The following is a 17646-nucleotide window of genomic DNA, read 5'->3' as shown; positions in this document are numbered from 1 at the left end:
CTCAACAAACTTAGGTGTGAAAGTGACAGAATGCTGTTACGCTGGATTTTGCCCCTACAGAGAGTGAGCAATGATGCTTCTCGAGCGAGACCTCATCCAGTCCGTCGGATTCCGCAATGTCACCGAGGACGGACGTGTTACCGGTTTTCAGTTCCGGCTCCGCATGCCGTCCTACCGGGGCATGGCCGCCTCCCTTATTGACGGGGTTGCGGTTCGTGTGGGCGACATCATCGACGTCGGACCGGACGTTCCGCTCTGGACCTTCGGGGAGCGGACCTACACTCTGCACCAACTCTGGGGAAGCGACGGCGTCCGCTGGCCGCTGGAGGAGGCCGCAGTGGTCACTGTCCCCCTGGAGGGCGGCCTGCCGCAGGGCATCCATGAGCTTTCCATCGAACTTCGCCTGCGCATGTCCTACATTCCCCTCGAGCACCAGCCCACAGTGCACCGCACCAGCCGTAAGGTGACGCTCTCGCCTGAAATCGGCGACGGCACTTTCCGCTACGGCGTCTCGCTCTACAGCTTCATGGGCGATTACGGAACGGTCATGGACCTGGAAACGGCGCTCGCAGCAGTCGCGGACGTGGGCGCCACCGGCGTCGAAATCCTCGGTGAGGGGCACGTTCCCCAGTACCCGGAGCCTTCTGCGGCCTGGATCGACAACTGGTTCAGCCTCCTGGAAAAGTACTCCCTGGAGCCCACGAACTACGGTTCCTGGATTGACACCCGGCTGCACCCGGGGAGGGCCATGACTGTTGCCGAGGGCGCCGAGGCGCTGCAGCGGGACCTGCGGCTCGCCCACCGGCTGGGTTTCGGCTTCGTGCGTCCCAAGATCGGCGTCGTCTCCAGCGATTTGGTGCCCGACCCGATCTGGACTGAATCCGTGGAACGCTCCCTTGACCTGGCGCATGAGCTGGGAGTCATCATTTGCCCCGAGATCCACTCACCGACGCCCATCAGGCACCCCGTGGTGGAGGACTACATCGGCCTCATCGAGCGGACCGGCACCAAGAACTTTGGCCTGCTCATCGACACCGGTATCTTCCAGGACCGCCCGATTCCGCTGCGGGAGGGCGAGACCCGCGAAACTCGGCCGCCCTTCCTGGACGGTATCGGTGTTGATCCGGCCGACTTCGCCGGCATCGCCCCCTACGTTGTGTTCATCCAAGCCAAGTTCCACGACATTAACGACCAGCTCGAAGACCAGCAGATCCCCTGGCGGCCCGTCCTCCAAAGCCTCAAGGACGCCGGCTACACCGGCTACCTCTCCAGCGAATACGAAGGCGAACGCACACCTTGGCGCTCCATCGAGCAGGTTCGCCGCCAACATGCCCTGATCCGGCGCATCGCCGGCGAACTTGCCTGACCCACCTCACCCGACCTCTCCACCAGCAAAGAGAGAAACCATGCCAAACGGACTTCTTGACGATTCCAGCCTGCGTACGCACCCCGAAGGCTTCGCCCTGGCACTGACCATCCCGTGGTACCGCAGCCTCTGGCTCTCCTCGGTGTCCTCGCTCCGGCTCATGGTCGATGGCCACGAAGTTCCTTCCGAGGAGCTTTCCCTGGAACTTGGAGGCGTCCGCTATGCGCTGGCGGACCTGCCGGCCCAAAGCGACACGCTCTGGTACCTCCAGGAGCATCCGCTGCTCATCGCACCGAGGGACACCCCGCTGTCCCTCGGTGAGCGGCACCAGATTCAACTCATGGGGGAACTGCGGCTGCCCTACATGCAGATTGCACCGGGCCAGGACGGTGGTCCCGGCATATACGTCCCGAACTTCGTCAACCAGACCCTGGAGCTCGCTGTGACGGACAGCGCAGCGCCTGCGCCCGAACTCACGACATCCCTCACGCCGGCTCCACCAAAAGCCGAGGATGATCCCTTCTCGCTGGGACTCACGCTCTACTCGGCAAGCGCGGAATTCCGGGCCGGCTGGTATGACTTCGACGGCCTGCTCAACCGTGTGGCTGAGCTGGGCATCGGTCCCGGGATCGAAATCGTGGCCTCCCAGGTCCTGCCCACGTATCCCAAGGTGACAGATGACTTCGCCCGCTCGTGGCAGGCGGCCTTCGACAAGCATGGCTTCGTGGCCAGTTCTTTCGGAGCCAACCTGGACATGGGCCGCCGCCGCGACCGTGACATGACTCCGGATGAGGAATACGAGTTCACCCAAACGCTGTTCCACGGCGCCAAGAGGTTGGGCTTCCCCCTTGTTCGCATCCAGAGCGCCAAGCCTGAGCTGCTCCGACGGCTCCTGCCGCTCGCCGAGGACCTTGAGCTCAAGCTTGCCTATGAGATCCATGCGCCGCTGGGGCCCAACTCGCCGGAGATCATGAAAGTCCGCGATGTCTACGCCGACCTCGACTCCCCGCTCCTGGGCTTCGTGGCTGACTTCTCCTCCACCATGCACAGCATGTCCCCCACGCTCCTGCGTGCTGTCCGCCGGGCCGGCCTGGACCACGAAGCCGTCCAAACGCTACAGGCGATCTGGGCCACCGACGCGCCGATGCGCGCGCGGCAGGAGGATTTCATCGGTTATCTCCGCGGACGGGACTTTGATCCTGCCCGCCTTGGTTCCTTCGCCCATTTGGCCTTCAATATGCATGGCCATGTCAGCCCGAAGGAGTGGGCGGACATCATGCCCCAGATCATGCATGTCCACGCGAAGTTCTACGACATTGACGAGCAGGGCAATGAGCCCGCGATCGACTACCCGGAACTGGTCCGCGTATTTGTCGAAGGGGGCTACCGGGGCTTCTGGTCCAGCGAGTGGGAAGGGCATGCCTTCGCCGAGCTTGGTGAAGTGGATCCGCTGCTGCTGGTGCGGAAGCAGCACGACCTCATCCGCAGCAGCATGCGGGCTGCGCTCATGAGTGCCTAAGTGCCCCGCCTGGCCAGTAATGGCCCGGTGGAAGGCTGATGCCCGGCTGGTGAAATCCAGCCGGGCATCAGTGTTTTAAGGCACGTTTTTTGCTGCTGCGGCAGCCACGATTCCGGCCGCCTCTTCAAAGAGGCTACGCATCCACTCATGTTCCGAATCCCGGTTGTGCACGGGGTGCCACCACAGGGCGTTGACCAACGGGGTCGCATCAAAGGGCAGCGGCAGTACCCTTATTCCGCCCAGTTGAAGGGCGAAGGGAGCAAGTGCCGCCTGGATGAGTCCGATCCGCTGTGTTCCGACGACGAAGTGGGGCAATGAGAGGAAGCTCTCCACCACCACTTCAACCCGGGGTTCTATGCCCAGCTGCTGGATCTGGCGTTCGGCCGAGGTGAATGCCGAGCGTGACTGGTAGGACATGACCCAGGGAAGTTCTGCCACGTTTTCCATGGTGACCTGATCGCCGACGGCCTCGTTGGACGTGGAAACGACAGCCACCCAGCCGTCCCTCCAAAGGTCCAGGTAGGGGAGTCCGGTGAGGAACCCGTGGGGCAGCACCATACCGTCCACTGAGCGCAGGCGGTTGGCGGCGTCTTCGACCACCATTGGGTTGTGGAGCATGTACCTGAACCGGACGCCGGGGGCCCGCTCGGCAGCGAGTTCGGAGGCGACGCGGCCGATGGTGGTGAAGCCGTAGTCCGAGCCGTAGATGGAGAACTCGCGTTCGGACTCGGTGGGCTCCCACGTGGCCTGGCTCTCGAACACCCGGCGGGCGGCCTCAAGCGCGGTTGTGGTGTGTTCGGCCAGGCGCAGCGCAAAGGGTGTGAGTTCGTAGGCATTGCCGCGGCGGGCCAGGATGGGGTCGCCGAAGTGGGAACGGAGCCGTGCGAGCGAGGCGCTGAGGGCCGGCTGGCTGAGGTGAAGCCGTTCGGCCGCCCTCGTGACGCTGCGCTCAGTAATCAGGGCATCAAGCGAAATGAGTAGGTTGAGGTCCAGCCGGGAAAGAAGGGCGGAATTTGTCACGGCGCGGCGATCCTTCGAAGAGGAAATTCAGTCAGGCCAGTCTATCAGTGCGGTCGATATCCATAGGAAATTCCATCATTGTTCTTGATGCGCCTGAGGGAAGTCCGCGGCACGACTTGGCGCGCCCCGCTCCTTCCCTGCCGATATGCGCGCCTCGGCGGAACTTATGTCTCGTATAGCAAAGACTTATGTGCTTTTTCGGCACATCTCCTGCATACTGATGAGTGACCGGGGTCACGGCTCCCGGATTTTCGACAACGAAGTCAGAAAGGCTGGACATGACACAGCACAGTCGCTTTTCGGGCCTGAAGGTCGGCGCCCTCGCCGTCCCCACAGCCGCAGCCCTCATCCTTACCGGATGCTCCGGTTCCACCGGAGGCAACACTGCCACGGCGGGAGCCCAGGAGTTTTCCCTCTCCTTTGCCACCTCTAACACCATCGAGAGCCCGTTCCAGACGCTGGGCGAGAAGTACATGGAAACCCACCCGGACGTGAAGATCACCTTCAACCCGCAGCCGAACGATTCCTACGACCAGACCTTGCGGACCCAGCTCCAAGCCGGCAATGCATCCGACGTTGTAGTGACTTCTCCCGGTTCGGGCACCGGCCGCAGCATCCTGCCGCTGGTTCAGGCCGGATTCCTGGAGCCTCTGGATGATGCCGCAAAGGCACTCGTGCCCGAGGGCAGCGAAGCCCTCTTCGGCACGGATGGAAAAGTCTACGGCCAAGCACCGGAAATCACGGTGGTTGGTTTGGTGGCCAACGAAACAGCCGCCAAAGCAGCTGGCATTTCTGACTTCCCGTCAGACTTCGCGGCCCTCGAGGACGAATGCAGGTCGCTCGCATCCGCCGGCAAGTCGTTCATCGCACTCGCCGGCTCCGCTGCTCCAAACACCGGCCTGATGGCAATGTCCCTGGCTGCGTCCCGCGTCTACGCCGAGGACCCGAAGTGGAACGAAAAGCGTGCCGCCAAGGAAACCACCTTCGCCGGGTCTGCTGGGTGGAAAGCCTCCCTTGAGGCGGTCACCAAGCTCAATGATGCGGGCTGCTTCCAGAAGGGCGCTGCAGGTGCCGGGTTCGACGCGATCACCAAGGGCCTTGCCAGTGGAACATCGGTTGCCGGCTTTATCCCGGGCCCCAGCTGGAAGCAGTTGAAGACCGCGGCCGCCGACTCGGATTTCGCTGTGCGCGCGCTCCCGGCGGAGAACGGCTCGGACAAGGGCTTCGTTTACGCCAGCGCGAACTACGCGTTCTCCATCAACGCAGCGTCCAAGAACAAGGATGCCGCCCAGGCGTTCCTCGACTGGGCTGCCGAGCCTGAGCAGACCAAGGCCTTCGCGGAAATCGACGGTGCCCTGCCTGTCACCGGCCTGGACAACTACGATTTCAGCGCAGGTGCCTACGAGAACGTCGGCGATCTCATCCAGGACGGAAATTACGGCCCGCTGCCGAACAGCCAGTGGCCCAACTCCGCCGTCTATGACGCCCTCGCAACCGGCGTCCAGGGTCTGATCACCGGACAGAAGAACGCTGACCAGGTACTTCAGGCCATGGACGCAGCCTGGGGACAGTGACAGTTTCAGATCACCAAAGTTCCGACCACTCAAAGGGACAAGCAAGGATTACCATGACTGCGACGATGCAACCGAAAAGCGAAGCAGCTAAAGCACCCCTGCGAGGCAGGCGCGTTCCGGGGACGGGCGGGAAGACCCGTCCCCGGGGCGCGGGCCTGCAGTTGGGACATTGGTGGTGGGCGTTGCCCGGGATTGTCCTGGTTATCGCCATCCACTACGTGGCAACGGGTATCGGCGGCTTCTTCGCATTTACCAACTGGACGGGCATCGGCTCGTTCAAAATTGTGGGCTGGCAGAACTTCGAGGCCATCTTCAAGGACCCCACTAAACTCGGCGCCCTGACGAACACGCTGTTTCTGGCCTTTGGGTCGGTCTTCCTCGGCAACGTCGGCGGTCTTGTTATCGCCCTCGGCCTCAACCGAATGCTGAAGACACGGTATATCCTCCGCACCCTCTTCTTTATGCCCGTGGTGCTCAGCCCGCTGGCCACTGCCTACGTCTGGAAGTACATCTTCGACTTCGACGGCCCCATCAACGTCTTCCTCACCTCGATCGGCGCCGGCGACCTCGCCAAGCCATGGCTCGCTGACCCAGAGTGGGCCATCTGGACAGTCCTGGTAGTGCTTGTCTGGGGGTCCACCGGCTTTGCCATGGTGATCTTCATGGCCGGACTTGCCAGCGTCCCGGTGGAAGTCGAGGAGGCAGCCGCCATCGACGGCGCCAACCTGTGGCAGCGCTTTACCAACGTCACGCTGCCGGCCATCCGCCCCGCTATCGCCATTGCCACAACATTGGGAATCGTCCAGGGGCTGCGGGTCTTCGATCCCATCATGGCCCTGACAAACGGAGGACCTGCCGGCGCAACCGAAACCCTGGCCACCCAGGTCTACAAACAGGCGTTTGCGCTCGGCAACTTCGGCGGCGGTGCCGCCCTTGCCCTCGTGCTGGCCGCCATCATCCTGTTCTTCGCCGTCATCCAGCAACGGCTGACGCGATCGAACCCGGAGGACTAAGAATGTTCCGCTACACCAAACTCACACTGCTCCGCGAGATTGGCCTCTGGGCCCTGGCGCTGACCTTCCTCGCCCCGTTTTACTTCCTGGTGACCACCGCCCTGAAGCCGGACAGCGAGATGTACACCACCTCGCCACTGGCGCTCCCGAAGAACCCGGACTTCAGCAACTTCGTGGCCGTCCTGACGGCCCAGGGCAACTCCAACGTGGTGATGGGCCTCGTGAACAGCATCATCATCACCGCCGGAAGCATCGTCGGGCTGATCGCCCTGGGTTCGATCACCGGCTACGTCATCTCCCGCAGCACCCGCCGCTGGAGCAAAGGCATGTACTACCTCTTCCTGATCGCGATCATCCTGCCCGGCCAGCTCGGTGCGGTGCCGCTTTACATGGGTGCACGGTCCCTGGGCCTCACCGGCTCTGCGTGGGGCCTGATTATCCTGTACACCGGCATGCTCCTGCCGTTGTCCATCTTCCTTTATTCAAACTTCTTCCGCGGGTTGGGTACCGACTATGAGGAAGCGGCAACCATTGACGGCGCCAGCAGGTCGCAGATCTTCTCGAAGGTGGTGCTTCCCATGATGGCTCCCGCCACGGGGACAGTGGTCATCTTCGCGGGCCTCATCGTGTGGAATGACTTCTTTACTTCGCTGATCTTCCTGGGCGGCTCCGCCAACCAGACGCTGCCGGTGGCGATGTACTACTACATCGGGTCGCTGGTCTCGGAGTGGAACTCGATCTTCGCGATTGTGATCGTGTCCATGATCCCCATCCTGGTGCTGTTCCTTTTCGCGCAGAAAAGGTTCATCCAAGGCTTCTCCGGCGGCCTGAAGGGCTGACGCAACGGCTGGTAACCGCGAATCGCTTGAAGCGTTTCGTGGCGATTTTCTACACCCTAAAACCCCTAGATTCCAGGAGATACCCATGTTCCAACTTTCGCCGAATATCGATCTTTTGTTTGCCGAAGCGGGCGAAAGTGCCGCGGATCGGGTCCGTGCGGCAGCAGCCGCAGGCTTTGACGCCGTCGAGATGTGGGGCCCCACGGGCAAGGACATTCCGGCCCTCAAGGCCGCCCTGGAGGAGACCGGCGTCCAGCTCACCGCCCAGCTCGCCGAGCCCCGCATGCAGTTCATGATCCCGCCGCGGAACCACGAGCCCTTCTACGAGGGGCTGGACGCGGGCGTCGCCGTCGCCCAGCAGCTCGGTTGCCCCCGCATTGTGGTGGGCAGCGGCACCGGATTCGGCGGACGCAAGCGGCAGGACCAGCTCGACGAACTGATCGAGATTTTCACCCGCGGGGTGGCCCACATCGAAGGGTCCGGCATCACCCTGGTTCTCGAACCGGTTAACGTCCGCGTGGACCATCCCGGCGCCCTGCTTGACCGGACCTCCGAGGCGGTCTACATCGCCCGGGGAGTTGACTCGCCGAACTTCGGCGTACTCTACGACCTCTACCACTCCACCGTCGAAGGCGAGGATGTCGCCGTCGAGCTCGCCAACGCAGGTGACCTCATCCGCTACGTTCAGATCGCCGACACTCCGGGGCGCGGGGAGCCGGGTTCCGGATCCATCGACTGGCCTGCCCGGCTCGCTGACCTGCGGACCAGTGGCTACACCGGCCCCATTGGGCTGGAGTACTACCCCACCATCGACTCGGCAAAGTCGGTCCGCTACATCCAGGAACTGGTGGCCGGATCGTGAGCCACAGGAGGTACCCCGGCTCCGTCGACGTAGCCATTGTCGGCAGCGGCCCGACGGCGTCAGCCTACGCGAGGATCCTCAGTGAGGAAGCGCCGGGCGCCAGCATCGCCATGTTCGAAGTGGGTCCAACCGTCAGCAATCCGCCGGGCGCCCACGTGAAAAACATCGAGGATGCGGAGCGACTCAGCTTCGCCCAGCGTGCCTCCGAAGGACCCGGGGCCGGTGCGAAGACGGTGAACTCGCCCGGCGCCGTGAAAAGCGGTGACCGGCTCGCCCGGCCGGGAACTTTCCTCCTGCAGGAAGGCTTCGCCTTTCCGGGCGAAGATGGACTTCCCGTTGCGGCCATGTCCAGCAATGTGGGCGGCATGGCCGCACACTGGACCGCGGCATGCCCCCGCCCGGGCGGGAGGGAACGCATCGATTTCCTCCCGGATCTGGACAGCCTCCTGGACGACGCCGGCCGGCTGCTTGGCGTGACCACCCACGCCTTCGACGGCGCGCCGTTCTCGGAAATCGTCCTGGAGCGACTCTCCGCCGCGGTGGACGAGGGGCGGGAGCCGGACTTTCGTGTCCAGCCAATGCCCCTCGCCGTCCACCGGCGCAAGGACGGCCGCCTCGTGTGGTCCGGCGCCGACGTCGTCCTTGGCGACGTAACCCGCGAAAACCCCAACTTTGAGCTCTTCGACGAGTCGCTGGTGACGCGCGTGCTGCTTGAGGACGGCAGGGCTGCCGGCATCGAAGTCAAGAGCCGGCGCACAGGCGAAACCCATCAGGTGGCCGCCCGCGTGGTGGTAGTGGGCGCGGATGCGCTGCGTACGCCGCAGCTGCTGTGGGCTTCCGGAATTCGGCCCGACGCGTTGGGCCGGTACCTCAATGACCAGTCGCAGGTGGTGTTCGCCAGCAGGCTGCGCGATGTTACGGCTGGCAACGGGTTGGCGCGTGCCGCCGGTGCGCTCCAAGGGCAAAGCGGCGTGGCCTGGGTACCCTACACCGACGAGATGCCCTTCCATGGCCAGATCATGCAGCTGGACGCCTCACCTGTTCCGGTGGCCGAGGACGACCCCATTGTCCCGGGCTCGATTGTGGGACTGGGGCTGTTCTGCGCCAAGGACCTCCAAAGGGAAGACCGCGTGGCCTTCGACGACGCGTCCCTGGACGCCTATGGGATGCCCGCCATGCGCCTCCACTACCGCCTGACGGAGCGGGACCGGGACGTGCTGGAGCGCGCCAAGCAGGAGATTGTCCGACTGGGCAAGGCGGTGGGCGAACCCCTCGACGAACGTCCGTTCGTCCTCCCGCCGGGAGCGTCGCTGCACTATCAGGGAACCACCCGGATGGGCGCAGCGGACGACGGCGGGAGCGTGTGTTCGCCCGACAGCCAGGTCTGGGACGTCCCCGGCCTCTTTGTGGCCGGCAATGGCGTCATCCCTACGTCCACGGCGTGCAATCCCACGCTGACGGCTGTGGCCCTTGCGGTCAAAGGCGCACGAAAAGTCGCCAAAGACCTCAACAGTCCTTTACTTATGTCTGAATTAGACAATAGAATGATTAAATAATGAAGAAGTGGCCGATGGTTGCATTTCAGCGCCAGGCAAAGACAAGGAGGTCTCGATGATCGCCGACCGCATAATCGAGCAAGGAACACTCACCACCGAGGGCGGACGCACCGCCATAGAGGTCCGTATCCCGTGGTACCGCGCCCTGCCGGGATCGTGCATTGCAGGTGCCGCGCTGACAATCGACGGAGTGAGCGCCCCGGAGGACTCACTTCGCTGGACCATGAACAACCGGACCTTCAGCTTCCAGGAGCTCGTCGATGAGACCGGCGAATGGTGGTTTCCCCTGGACTCGGCCGTCCTGTCCGGCGACCTTCCTGTGGCAGATGACCAGGACGAGCACGAGGTACGGGTGGACCTGAAGCTCTATATCCCCTACATCATCACCGACCACGGGGTGCTCCACATCGAAGAACACGACACCAAGACCATGAAGGTGGCACAGCGATGACCAGCCTCGGCACGCCGATCCAGGGCGTCACCCTTTACAGCTTTACCCGGGCCTTCCACGCCCGGCAGTACGACCTCGACGGCCTCATCCGCAAGGTGGCGGCCGAGGGCTTCGGCCCGGGGCTTGAGGTCATCGGATTCTCCAGCCTCCGGGGCTTCCCGGACCACATCGACGATACCTTCGTTGGGCAGTTCCGCGACCTGGTCGCCGAAGTGGACCTGGTCCCCACCTCCCTTGCCGTTAACGTCGATACCGGCATCCGCCGCGACCGGCTCATGAACCACGACGAGCTCGTCGAGTACATGCGCAAGCAGATCGAAGTAGCCGCCCGGCTCGGCTTCCCGATCGCCCGGGTGCAAATCTCGCTGACTCCCGACGCCATGGAAAGCCTGCTGCCCGTAGCCGAGAAGTACGGTGTGACCCTGGCTCTCGAGGTCCACGCGGACCAGCACGGCGCCCACGAGCGTGTCCTGGCCCTCCGCGACCGCTACGAAAAGCTCGACTCCCCACTGCTTGGTTTCACCGCCGACTGGGGCGCGACCGTCACCGGCTTTGCCCCCTCGCTGCTGGAGGCCTACCGCCGGCGCGGCGCTTCTGAGGAGCTGCTCCGCCAGGTGGTTGAACTCTGGAACGGTTTCTACGCCGAAGGGCCTCCCAACACCCAGAAGGTCCATGGTGAGCGCTTCGGTGCCTTCATTGGCCTGGCCGCACGCAGCGGCCGGCCGGACCTCGGCATTGACTTCGCCATTAATGGAACCGGACTTTTTGGTCCGGCCCCCATCGATACCTGGCTGGAAATCATGCCGTGGGTCCGCCACGTGCATGGCAAGTTCTTCGGCATTGACGAGCACGGCGAGGAGCCCTCGGTTCCCGTGCGTGGCCTGGTCCGCCAGCTCGTCGAAAACGGCTATTCCGGTGCGATCTCCAGCGAATACGAAGGCTGGCACTGGAACAACTGGCAGGATCCGTTCGAGATCATCCGCGGCGAGCAGGCCGTGCAGCGTTCAGCAGCTGCCGACGCCGGCTCTGCCATGATCACCGATCCCGCCGAGGCCCGCCGCATCCTCAACAGCCACCTCGCCCAGCCCGTCCGCGGCTGAAACTGAAGGAACAAGACATGTCAGAAGGCATCGCAGGCTCGGGAATCGAGCTTGGCATCACCCTGTATTCGCTCACCTCTGAGTTCGCCGCCGGGCTCTACACCCCGGAGACGTTGATCAAGGCAGTTGCAGACGAGGGTCTCGGCCCCGGGGTTGAGTTCAACATTGCGCAGATGCTGCGCACCTACCCCGACGTCGACGACGACTTTGTGCGCCTGTGGCGCGACAGCATGGACCGCTACGGCCTGACCCCCAGTGCAGTGGGCACCAACCTGGACATGGGCCGCCGCAAGGAACGCGACATGACCCCCGAGGAGGAGTACGACTTCTTCGCCAGGCAACTGCACACGGCCAACCGGCTCGGTTTCCACAGGGTAGTAATCCGCTCCGCCGGCAAGGAACTGCTCCGGAAACTGCTTCCCTTGGCTGAGAAGTACGACCAGAAGCTCGGCTACGAAATTCACGCACCCCAAGGCCCGAACGACCCCAAGATCCTGCAGATCCGGGAAATGTACGAGGAACTCGGAAGCGACCGGCTCGGCTTCACCGCCGACTTCAGCTCCACCATGCACAGCCTGTCGCCCACCCTGTTCCGTACCCTGACCCAGATGGGACTGCCCAAAGAGCACTTCGCTGTCATGCAGGAAATCTGGCGCAAGCCCCTACCCATGCAGGAGCGCAACCAGGAGTTCGAGGACTATCTGAACGCCAACAACTTTGATCCTGCACGCCTGGGCCCGTTCACCCGCCTGGCGTTCAACATGCACGGCCTGGTTCCCCCGGAAGAGTGGCTGGACATCATGCCGCAGATCTTCCACGTTCATGCCAAGTTCTACGACATCGACGAGCACGGCAACGAGCCCGCCATGGACATTCCGCGGATCGTGCGGCAATTCGTCAAGGGCGGCTACAAGGGCTACCTGTCCAGCGAGTGGGAGGGGCATGCGTTCGCTGACCTCGGCGAATCCGATCCGATCGACCTGGTCAAGAAGCAGCACACGCTGATGCGCCGTGCCGTCGAGGAATCCGTCGTCCCAGCCTAAGGAGAACGCCCATGACTGCCACCAATGGCGAAGTCACCACTGAGGTTGAGCAGTTGCGCCGTGAACTCGACGAGGCTCTCCGCCTGGCCCGGCGGGCCAACGACAGGGGCGACCTTGAGAATCTGTTCAATCGCTACATGTACCTGCACAATGCCTTCGAGGACGAACAAATCATCCCGCTGTGGGTGAAGCCAGGAACGCCGGGCGTGCGGGCGAGGTACACCAACGCGGGGCAGTACACGGATTACGAGAGTGTGGTCCGCTACCACAAGGGGCGTCCGTCCCCTGTGGGCAAGCTGATCCTGCACTACACCACGACTCCGGTCATCGAGGTAGCCGCCGACGGCAAGACGGCCAAGGGCGTCTGGATCGTCACAGGCAACGAGTCAGGACTCACGGACCCTGAAGTGGCCAAGGAAAGCCCCGACTACATGTACTCGCCCGGTGAGGTACAGGGCAAGAAGGTCTGGGCCCACTGGGTCTGGTGCAAGTACGCGGTGGACTTCCTACGGCAGGACGGTGAGTGGAAGATCTGGAAATTCCGCTGCTACGAGCTCCTCCGGGCGCCATTCGAGGAAAACTGGATCAGCTTCGCGGAAAAGAACCAGCATGCCTTTGCCCTGGACCTGATGTACTTCGGCGACGACGGCAAGCCGGTCTTTATGCCTCCCGCCGATGAACCCGTGCCCACGGAGTACCACCCCTACAGCCCATCAACACGGCAGACGCTGGATCCCGCGCCTCCTGTTCCCCACGACACCTTCGTCGACACGTTCAAGTAAGGAAAGCCATGGCAACTCACAACTCCCTGTTCAAGGACACCGATGTCCGCAGGCACCCAGAGGGCATTGCGGTGTCGGTGCAACTGCCCTGGTACCGCAGCCTTTGGCTGTCCGCCGTTGACGACGTCGCCGCGACAGTCAACGGCGTGGAGATCCCCAAGGAATCCCTTCGCCTCGAGCTCCAGGGCCAGTCCTATTCCATCGCCGAACTCCCGGAGCAGTGGGAGACGCTGTGGTTCGTCGCGGACCGGCCCGATGTGATCATTCCCCTGGACCGCGTCCCTGAGGCCGGCGAGGAGATCGACGTCGAAGTCATCCTCACCCTCCGCCTGCTCTACATGCAGATCGCTCCCATGCGTTACGTGGGCAACCGCGTCGCCGTGGAACGGAAAGTCGTGCTCGCATGACCACCCTGCGCGTGGCCATGATTGGCTACGGCTTTATGGGCGCCGCCCATTCCCAGGGCTGGCGCACCGCCCCGCGCGTATTCGGCCTGCCTGCCGAGACGGAGATGGCGGTTATCGTGGGCCGCAACGCCCAGGCTGTCGGTGAGGCAGCCCGAAAATGGGGCTGGGCCGAATCCGCAACCGACTGGCGGCAAGTCATCGCCCGGGAAGACATCGACATTGTCGATATCGTCACCCCCGGTGACTCCCACGCCGAGATAGCCATCGCGGCGCTCGAGGCCGGAAAGCACGTGCTGTGCGAGAAGCCGCTGGCCAACACGGTGGCGGAGGCCGAGGCGATGGCCGACGCCGCCGCCACCGCCGCCGCCCGGGGCATACGGGCCATGGTGGGGTTTACCTACCGGCGCGTTCCGGCGGTGACGTTCCTTCGCGACCTCATCGCCGAGGGCGTGGTGGGCAGGATCAGCCATGTGCGGGCTTCGTACAGGCAGGATTGGCTCGTGGACCCGGAGATGCCGCTGGCCTGGCGCCTGCAGAAGGAGCACGCCGGCTCCGGGGCGCTCGGGGATATAGGCGCCCACGCGATCGACCTGGCCCAGTTCGTCACCGGGCAGAACCTCCAGAAGGTCTCAGGGGTCGTCGATACGATCATTAAGGAGCGGCCTGTGCTGGATTCCGGTTCAGGCCTGTCGGGCATAGCCGGCGCAGGGTACGGGCCAGTCACTGTGGACGACATCGCCATCTTCACCGGCCGGTTCGAATCCGGAGCGCTGGCGTCGTTCGAGGCATCACGGTTTGCGACCGGACGCAAGAATGCACTGGCAATTGAGGTCTCAGGTGACAAGGGAGCCCTGGCCTTCGACCTTGAAGACCTCAACAGCATCCAGTTCTACGACCGCACAGTCCCAGCGGACCGGCAGGGTTTCCGGAAGATCCTGGTCACTGAAGCCGAGCATCCCTATGTCTCCGCCTGGTGGCCCGCAGGCCACATGCTCGGCTACGAGCACGGGTTCTCGCACCAGGTCAAGGACCTGGTTGAAGGCATCGTGGGCGGCACTGACCCGCATTCAACGTTTGCTGAGGGACTGCGGGTGCAGCGCGTGCTCGACGCCGTCGAGCGCAGCTCCGAGAATGACTCTGCCTGGACCAGTGTCGGCGCCGACGCTGCAGTGCCGGCTCGCTAAGGAGGGAAAGAACATGGCTCGACCGATTACCTTGTTTACCGGCCAGTGGGCCGACCTGCCGTTCGAGGAAGTGGCCCGGCTCGCCGGCGAGTGGGGCTACGACGGACTGGAAATCGCCTGCTGGGGTGACCACCTTGATCCCTGGCGCTGGAACGACGACGCGTACGTGCAGGGCAAGCTGGACGTGTTGGAACGCAACGGCTTGAAAGTATGGACAATTGCCAACCACCTCAAGGGCCAGGCCGTGTGCGATGACCCCATTGACGAACGGCACCGTGGCATCCTGCCGGACATCGTTTGGGGCGACGGCGACCCTGAAGGTGTCCGACGCCGGGCCGCCGAGGAAATGAAGAACACCGCGAGGCTGGCCGCCAAGCTGGGCGTGGAGACTGTGACCGGGTTTACCGGCTCATCGATCTGGAAGTACGTTGCCATGTTCCCGCCCGCCACAGAGGCGATGGTGGAGGCAGGCTACCAGGACTTCGCGGACCGGTGGAACCCGATCCTGGACGTCTTCGACGAGTGCGGCGTGCGCTTCGCCCATGAGGTGCATCCGTCGGAAATCGCCTACGACTACTGGACGACGGTCCGTACCCTCGAAGCCGTCGGGCACCGCAAGGCTTTCGGCCTGAACTGGGACCCGAGCCACATGGTTTGGCAGGACATCGACCCGGTAGGCTTCCTCTGGGATTTCCGGGACCGTGTCTACCACGTGCACTGCAAGGACACGAAGAAGCGCCTGTCCAACGGCCGCAATGGTCGTCTGTCATCCCACTTGCCGTGGGCCGATCCGCGCCGTGGCTGGGATTTCATCTCCACGGGGCACGGCGACGTGCCGTGGGAGGATGCCTTCCGCATGCTCAACTCCATCGAGTACGTCGGCCCGTTGTCCGTCGAGTGGGAGGATGCGGGCATGGACCGGCTCGTTGGAGCGCCGGAGGCCCTGGGGTTCATCCGCAGGCTCTCCAGCTACGAGCCCTCCGTCGCCGCTTTCGACGCGGCATTCAGCACGAAGTAATCAAAAACAGGTCAGCGGCCGGTCCCGGTAAGCCGGGGCCGGCCGCTTTGCTGTGTTTGCGCGCCGGGCACGGCTTCGGTCAGGCGGCGGCTCCCTTACCCAGCGCACCGGCACCCGAAGCACGGGCACCCGAAGCACGGGCACCCGAAGCACCGGCAGCCAGCGCGGTGGTGGCGAGGGCAAGGTGCCGTCGGGTGATGTCGGTGGGGTCATCCTGGAGCCACTCGTGTCCGCCCCATTCACTGGTCAGAGTACCGGCAAAGCCGTTGCCGCCAAGGAGTCCGCCCAGGTCGCGGAGCGGCTGCGATACGCGTCCGTCAGCGTCTTCCAGATCCCAGAACTTCAGGTGGAAGCCGCCAACCAGCGGAAGGATGCTCCGGAGGTCTGAGGCGTCGCTGCGGCCGAAGCGGATGACCAGGTTCATGAAGAGCGTGTGGACGCGTGGCGGCACGTTTCCGGACTGGAGCAGGGCCTTCACGGCGTCGAGCGTGGCAGGGTTCCGCCATTCGTCCGCCAGCCGGGTTACCAGCTCACCGGGTACGCCGCCGCGGCGGAGTTCCTCAAGGTAGCTGGCGGGCAGGGCCGGCATGAGCATGCTGATGTCCACGAGGACCCGCACATGATCGTCCGCCAGCCCTGCGATCGTTTCCAAGGCCGGGGCTATGGCAGGGCTGTCAGGAGCCTGCTGCCCTTGAATCTCCTCGTACAGCACCAGGTCGAGCTCGTGCAGCAGCGGCTGCACCAGGGCCAGCAGCTCGGCGCCGGCCTGGCCGATCGGCAACCGGACACCGGCAGCCCCCACCCGCCGGGCCGCTTGGAGCTGGGGAACCAGGAAGTCCAGCCGCTCCTGGGTGGACCGTTGCTGGGTAGCTGAGAGGAAGTCATCCAGGCTCGCGCCCACAATGCTGACCCTTCCACCCACCTGGTCCAGGGCATCGCGAAACTCGTCCACCTCGGCATCCCGGGGCTCCGGAAAGGACCGCCACAGCAGTCCGGGCTCCAGTTCGACCGTATCGGCCACGCCGTCGGCGACGATGCCGGTGACTATGTCCTGGGCCGGTCGGCGTGCCGCCGTGATGTCAGGAGTCCAATTGAAGGCACTTGCGCAGAGGGTCCAGGTTTGAGGAATTCCAGTGGTCAAGGGGCACCTTTTCAAATATGCGTGTTAATGACAAACTTATGTCACTTTTAGGATAAAGGATGGAAGTCATGCTGCAAACAGCTCTGCGCGATGATGCGCTCACCACCACTGCGGACGGCTTTGAACTGCGGATTGGACTGCCCTGGATCCGCTCCATGCCGCTGTCCAGCGTGTACGGCCTTGCCGTCGAGGTCGACGGCGTGCGGTTCGGTCCGGAGGATCTTGCGGTGCATCTTGGGGTGCGGGACGTGCTGGCGGGCTCATTGCCGGAAGAGCACGGCTGGTGGTTCGTCCAGGACCGCCTCGTTGTGGCTGGCAGTGGCCGGCTCGCCGCTGGCGCGCATGCCGTCTCGGTGGACTTTCAGCTTTTGGTGCCCTATCTCCAGGCGCGGCCGGGCTCGCCGCTCATTCTGCCGTTCCATCTCGAAGCGGAACTGGAATCCGGGCGGCATGCCGTCTCGGACGTGACCAGGGACGTGGCCTGACGCTTGTGGCCACGTCCCGGATTTCGACGGCGATATTACTTCTGGGAGGCGGGTTCGCCCGCGGCAACCCAATCGTTGAACATCTCCCGGACCATCGGTTCGAGGGTGGTGGGCCACCAGTCTCCACCGTCCACCGCTTCGCCGAGGTCTGCCGGCGTCGCAATGGTCACGCTGCCGGTGGCAGCCCACTCTGAACTGCTCCCCGAAAGTTGGACTGAGAAATCAGTTCTGACTTTCGGGGAGCAGTTCTATGCATGGAAGAAGTACGTTGTCCGAGGAGCAGCGC

18 protein-coding genes are annotated in these 17646 nt (G+C 63.7%); 15 read left to right on the top strand and 3 right to left on the bottom strand.

The window, feature by feature from the left end; translation table 11 throughout:
* Positions 1 to 73 precede the first annotated feature (73 nt).
* Both ACFC25_RS08340 and ACFC25_RS08335 read left to right on the top strand, forming a co-directional pair.
* Positions 74 to 1366, top strand: coding sequence for a DUF6379 domain-containing protein (locus tag ACFC25_RS08340; RefSeq protein WP_337345611.1), 1293 nt, complete (start codon positions 74 to 76; stop codon positions 1364 to 1366).
* Positions 1367 to 1406: 40 nt separating this feature from the next.
* Positions 1407 to 2885, top strand: coding sequence for a DUF6379 domain-containing protein (locus ACFC25_RS08335; RefSeq protein WP_376044751.1), 1479 nt, complete (start codon positions 1407 to 1409; stop codon positions 2883 to 2885).
* A gap of 75 nt (positions 2886 to 2960) precedes the next feature.
* Here ACFC25_RS08335 and ACFC25_RS08330 read toward each other — a convergent pair whose 3' ends face one another.
* Positions 2961 to 3905 carry a LysR family transcriptional regulator gene (locus ACFC25_RS08330; protein WP_337345300.1) on the bottom strand — a complete coding sequence of 315 codons (945 nt, stop codon included), beginning with the start codon at positions 3903 to 3905 and terminating at the stop codon, positions 2961 to 2963.
* A 278-nt stretch (positions 3906 to 4183) separates the two neighbouring features.
* Here ACFC25_RS08330 and ACFC25_RS08325 point away from each other — a divergent pair, with 278 nt between their 5' ends.
* From ACFC25_RS08325 to ACFC25_RS08270, 12 genes are all read left to right on the top strand, one after another.
* Positions 4184 to 5479: an ABC transporter substrate-binding protein gene (locus ACFC25_RS08325; RefSeq protein WP_376044750.1), complete on the top strand. Its 1296-nt coding sequence runs from the start codon at positions 4184 to 4186 to the stop codon at positions 5477 to 5479.
* Positions 5480 to 5532: 53 nt separating this feature from the next.
* Positions 5533 to 6492, top strand: a complete 960-nt coding sequence (locus ACFC25_RS08320; protein WP_337345302.1) for a sugar ABC transporter permease — start codon at positions 5533 to 5535, stop codon at positions 6490 to 6492.
* A gap of 2 nt (positions 6493 to 6494) precedes the next feature.
* Positions 6495 to 7331, top strand: a complete 837-nt coding sequence (locus ACFC25_RS08315) for a carbohydrate ABC transporter permease (protein ID WP_337345303.1) — start codon at positions 6495 to 6497, stop codon at positions 7329 to 7331.
* 85 nt (positions 7332 to 7416) lie between these two features.
* Entirely contained in the window at positions 7417 to 8193 is a 777-nt protein-coding gene (locus ACFC25_RS08310; protein ID WP_337345304.1) for a TIM barrel protein, read from the top strand.
* Entirely contained in the window at positions 8190 to 9749 is a 1560-nt protein-coding gene (locus tag ACFC25_RS08305) for a GMC oxidoreductase (protein WP_376044749.1), read from the top strand. The genes ACFC25_RS08310 and ACFC25_RS08305 overlap by 4 nt, the downstream gene beginning before the upstream one ends.
* 55 nt (positions 9750 to 9804) lie before the next feature.
* A complete protein-coding gene (locus tag ACFC25_RS08300; protein WP_376044748.1) occupies positions 9805 to 10200 on the top strand; it encodes a DUF6379 domain-containing protein in 396 nt (131 codons plus the stop codon).
* Positions 10197 to 11300, top strand: a complete 1104-nt coding sequence (locus ACFC25_RS08295; protein ID WP_376044747.1) for a sugar phosphate isomerase/epimerase family protein — start codon at positions 10197 to 10199, stop codon at positions 11298 to 11300. Before ACFC25_RS08300 ends, ACFC25_RS08295 begins: the two co-directional genes overlap by 4 nt.
* 17 nt (positions 11301 to 11317) lie before the next feature.
* Entirely contained in the window at positions 11318 to 12343 is a 1026-nt protein-coding gene (locus tag ACFC25_RS08290) for a TIM barrel protein (RefSeq protein ID WP_337345308.1), read from the top strand.
* A gap of 11 nt (positions 12344 to 12354) precedes the next feature.
* Positions 12355 to 13125, top strand: coding sequence for a nuclear transport factor 2 family protein (locus ACFC25_RS08285; RefSeq protein ID WP_337345309.1), 771 nt, complete (start codon positions 12355 to 12357; stop codon positions 13123 to 13125).
* 8 nt (positions 13126 to 13133) lie between these two features.
* Positions 13134 to 13532, top strand: a complete 399-nt coding sequence (locus ACFC25_RS08280; RefSeq protein WP_376044746.1) for a DUF6379 domain-containing protein — start codon at positions 13134 to 13136, stop codon at positions 13530 to 13532.
* Positions 13529 to 14716, top strand: a complete 1188-nt coding sequence (locus ACFC25_RS08275; protein WP_376044745.1) for a Gfo/Idh/MocA family protein — start codon at positions 13529 to 13531, stop codon at positions 14714 to 14716. The genes ACFC25_RS08280 and ACFC25_RS08275 overlap by 4 nt, the downstream gene beginning before the upstream one ends.
* A gap of 13 nt (positions 14717 to 14729) precedes the next feature.
* On the top strand, positions 14730 to 15734 hold the full coding sequence (locus tag ACFC25_RS08270) for a sugar phosphate isomerase/epimerase family protein (RefSeq protein WP_376044744.1): 1005 nt from the start codon (positions 14730 to 14732) through the stop codon (positions 15732 to 15734).
* Between the two features lie 79 nt (positions 15735 to 15813).
* On the opposite strand, the gene ACFC25_RS08265 is transcribed toward ACFC25_RS08270, so the two are convergent.
* Positions 15814 to 16875 carry a restriction endonuclease subunit R gene (locus ACFC25_RS08265; RefSeq protein ID WP_376044743.1) on the bottom strand — a complete coding sequence of 354 codons (1062 nt, stop codon included), beginning with the start codon at positions 16873 to 16875 and terminating at the stop codon, positions 15814 to 15816.
* A gap of 68 nt (positions 16876 to 16943) precedes the next feature.
* On the opposite strand from ACFC25_RS08265, the gene ACFC25_RS08260 reads away from it, so the two are divergent.
* Positions 16944 to 17360, top strand: a complete 417-nt coding sequence (locus ACFC25_RS08260; RefSeq protein WP_376044742.1) for a DUF6379 domain-containing protein — start codon at positions 16944 to 16946, stop codon at positions 17358 to 17360.
* Positions 17361 to 17395: 35 nt separating this feature from the next.
* Here ACFC25_RS08260 and ACFC25_RS08255 read toward each other — a convergent pair whose 3' ends face one another.
* Complete coding sequence (locus ACFC25_RS08255) at positions 17396 to 17530, bottom strand: hypothetical protein (RefSeq protein ID WP_376044741.1); 135 nt, start codon at positions 17528 to 17530, stop codon at positions 17396 to 17398.
* Between the last annotated feature and the right edge of the window lie 116 nt (positions 17531 to 17646).

The sequence above is a fragment of the Pseudarthrobacter sp. NPDC055928 genome, from assembly GCF_042270935.1.
Taxonomy (GTDB): domain Bacteria; phylum Actinomycetota; class Actinomycetes; order Actinomycetales; family Micrococcaceae; genus Arthrobacter.
Note: the sequence above shows the minus strand (reverse complement) of the source record. Positions and strands in the feature narration are given on the sequence as shown.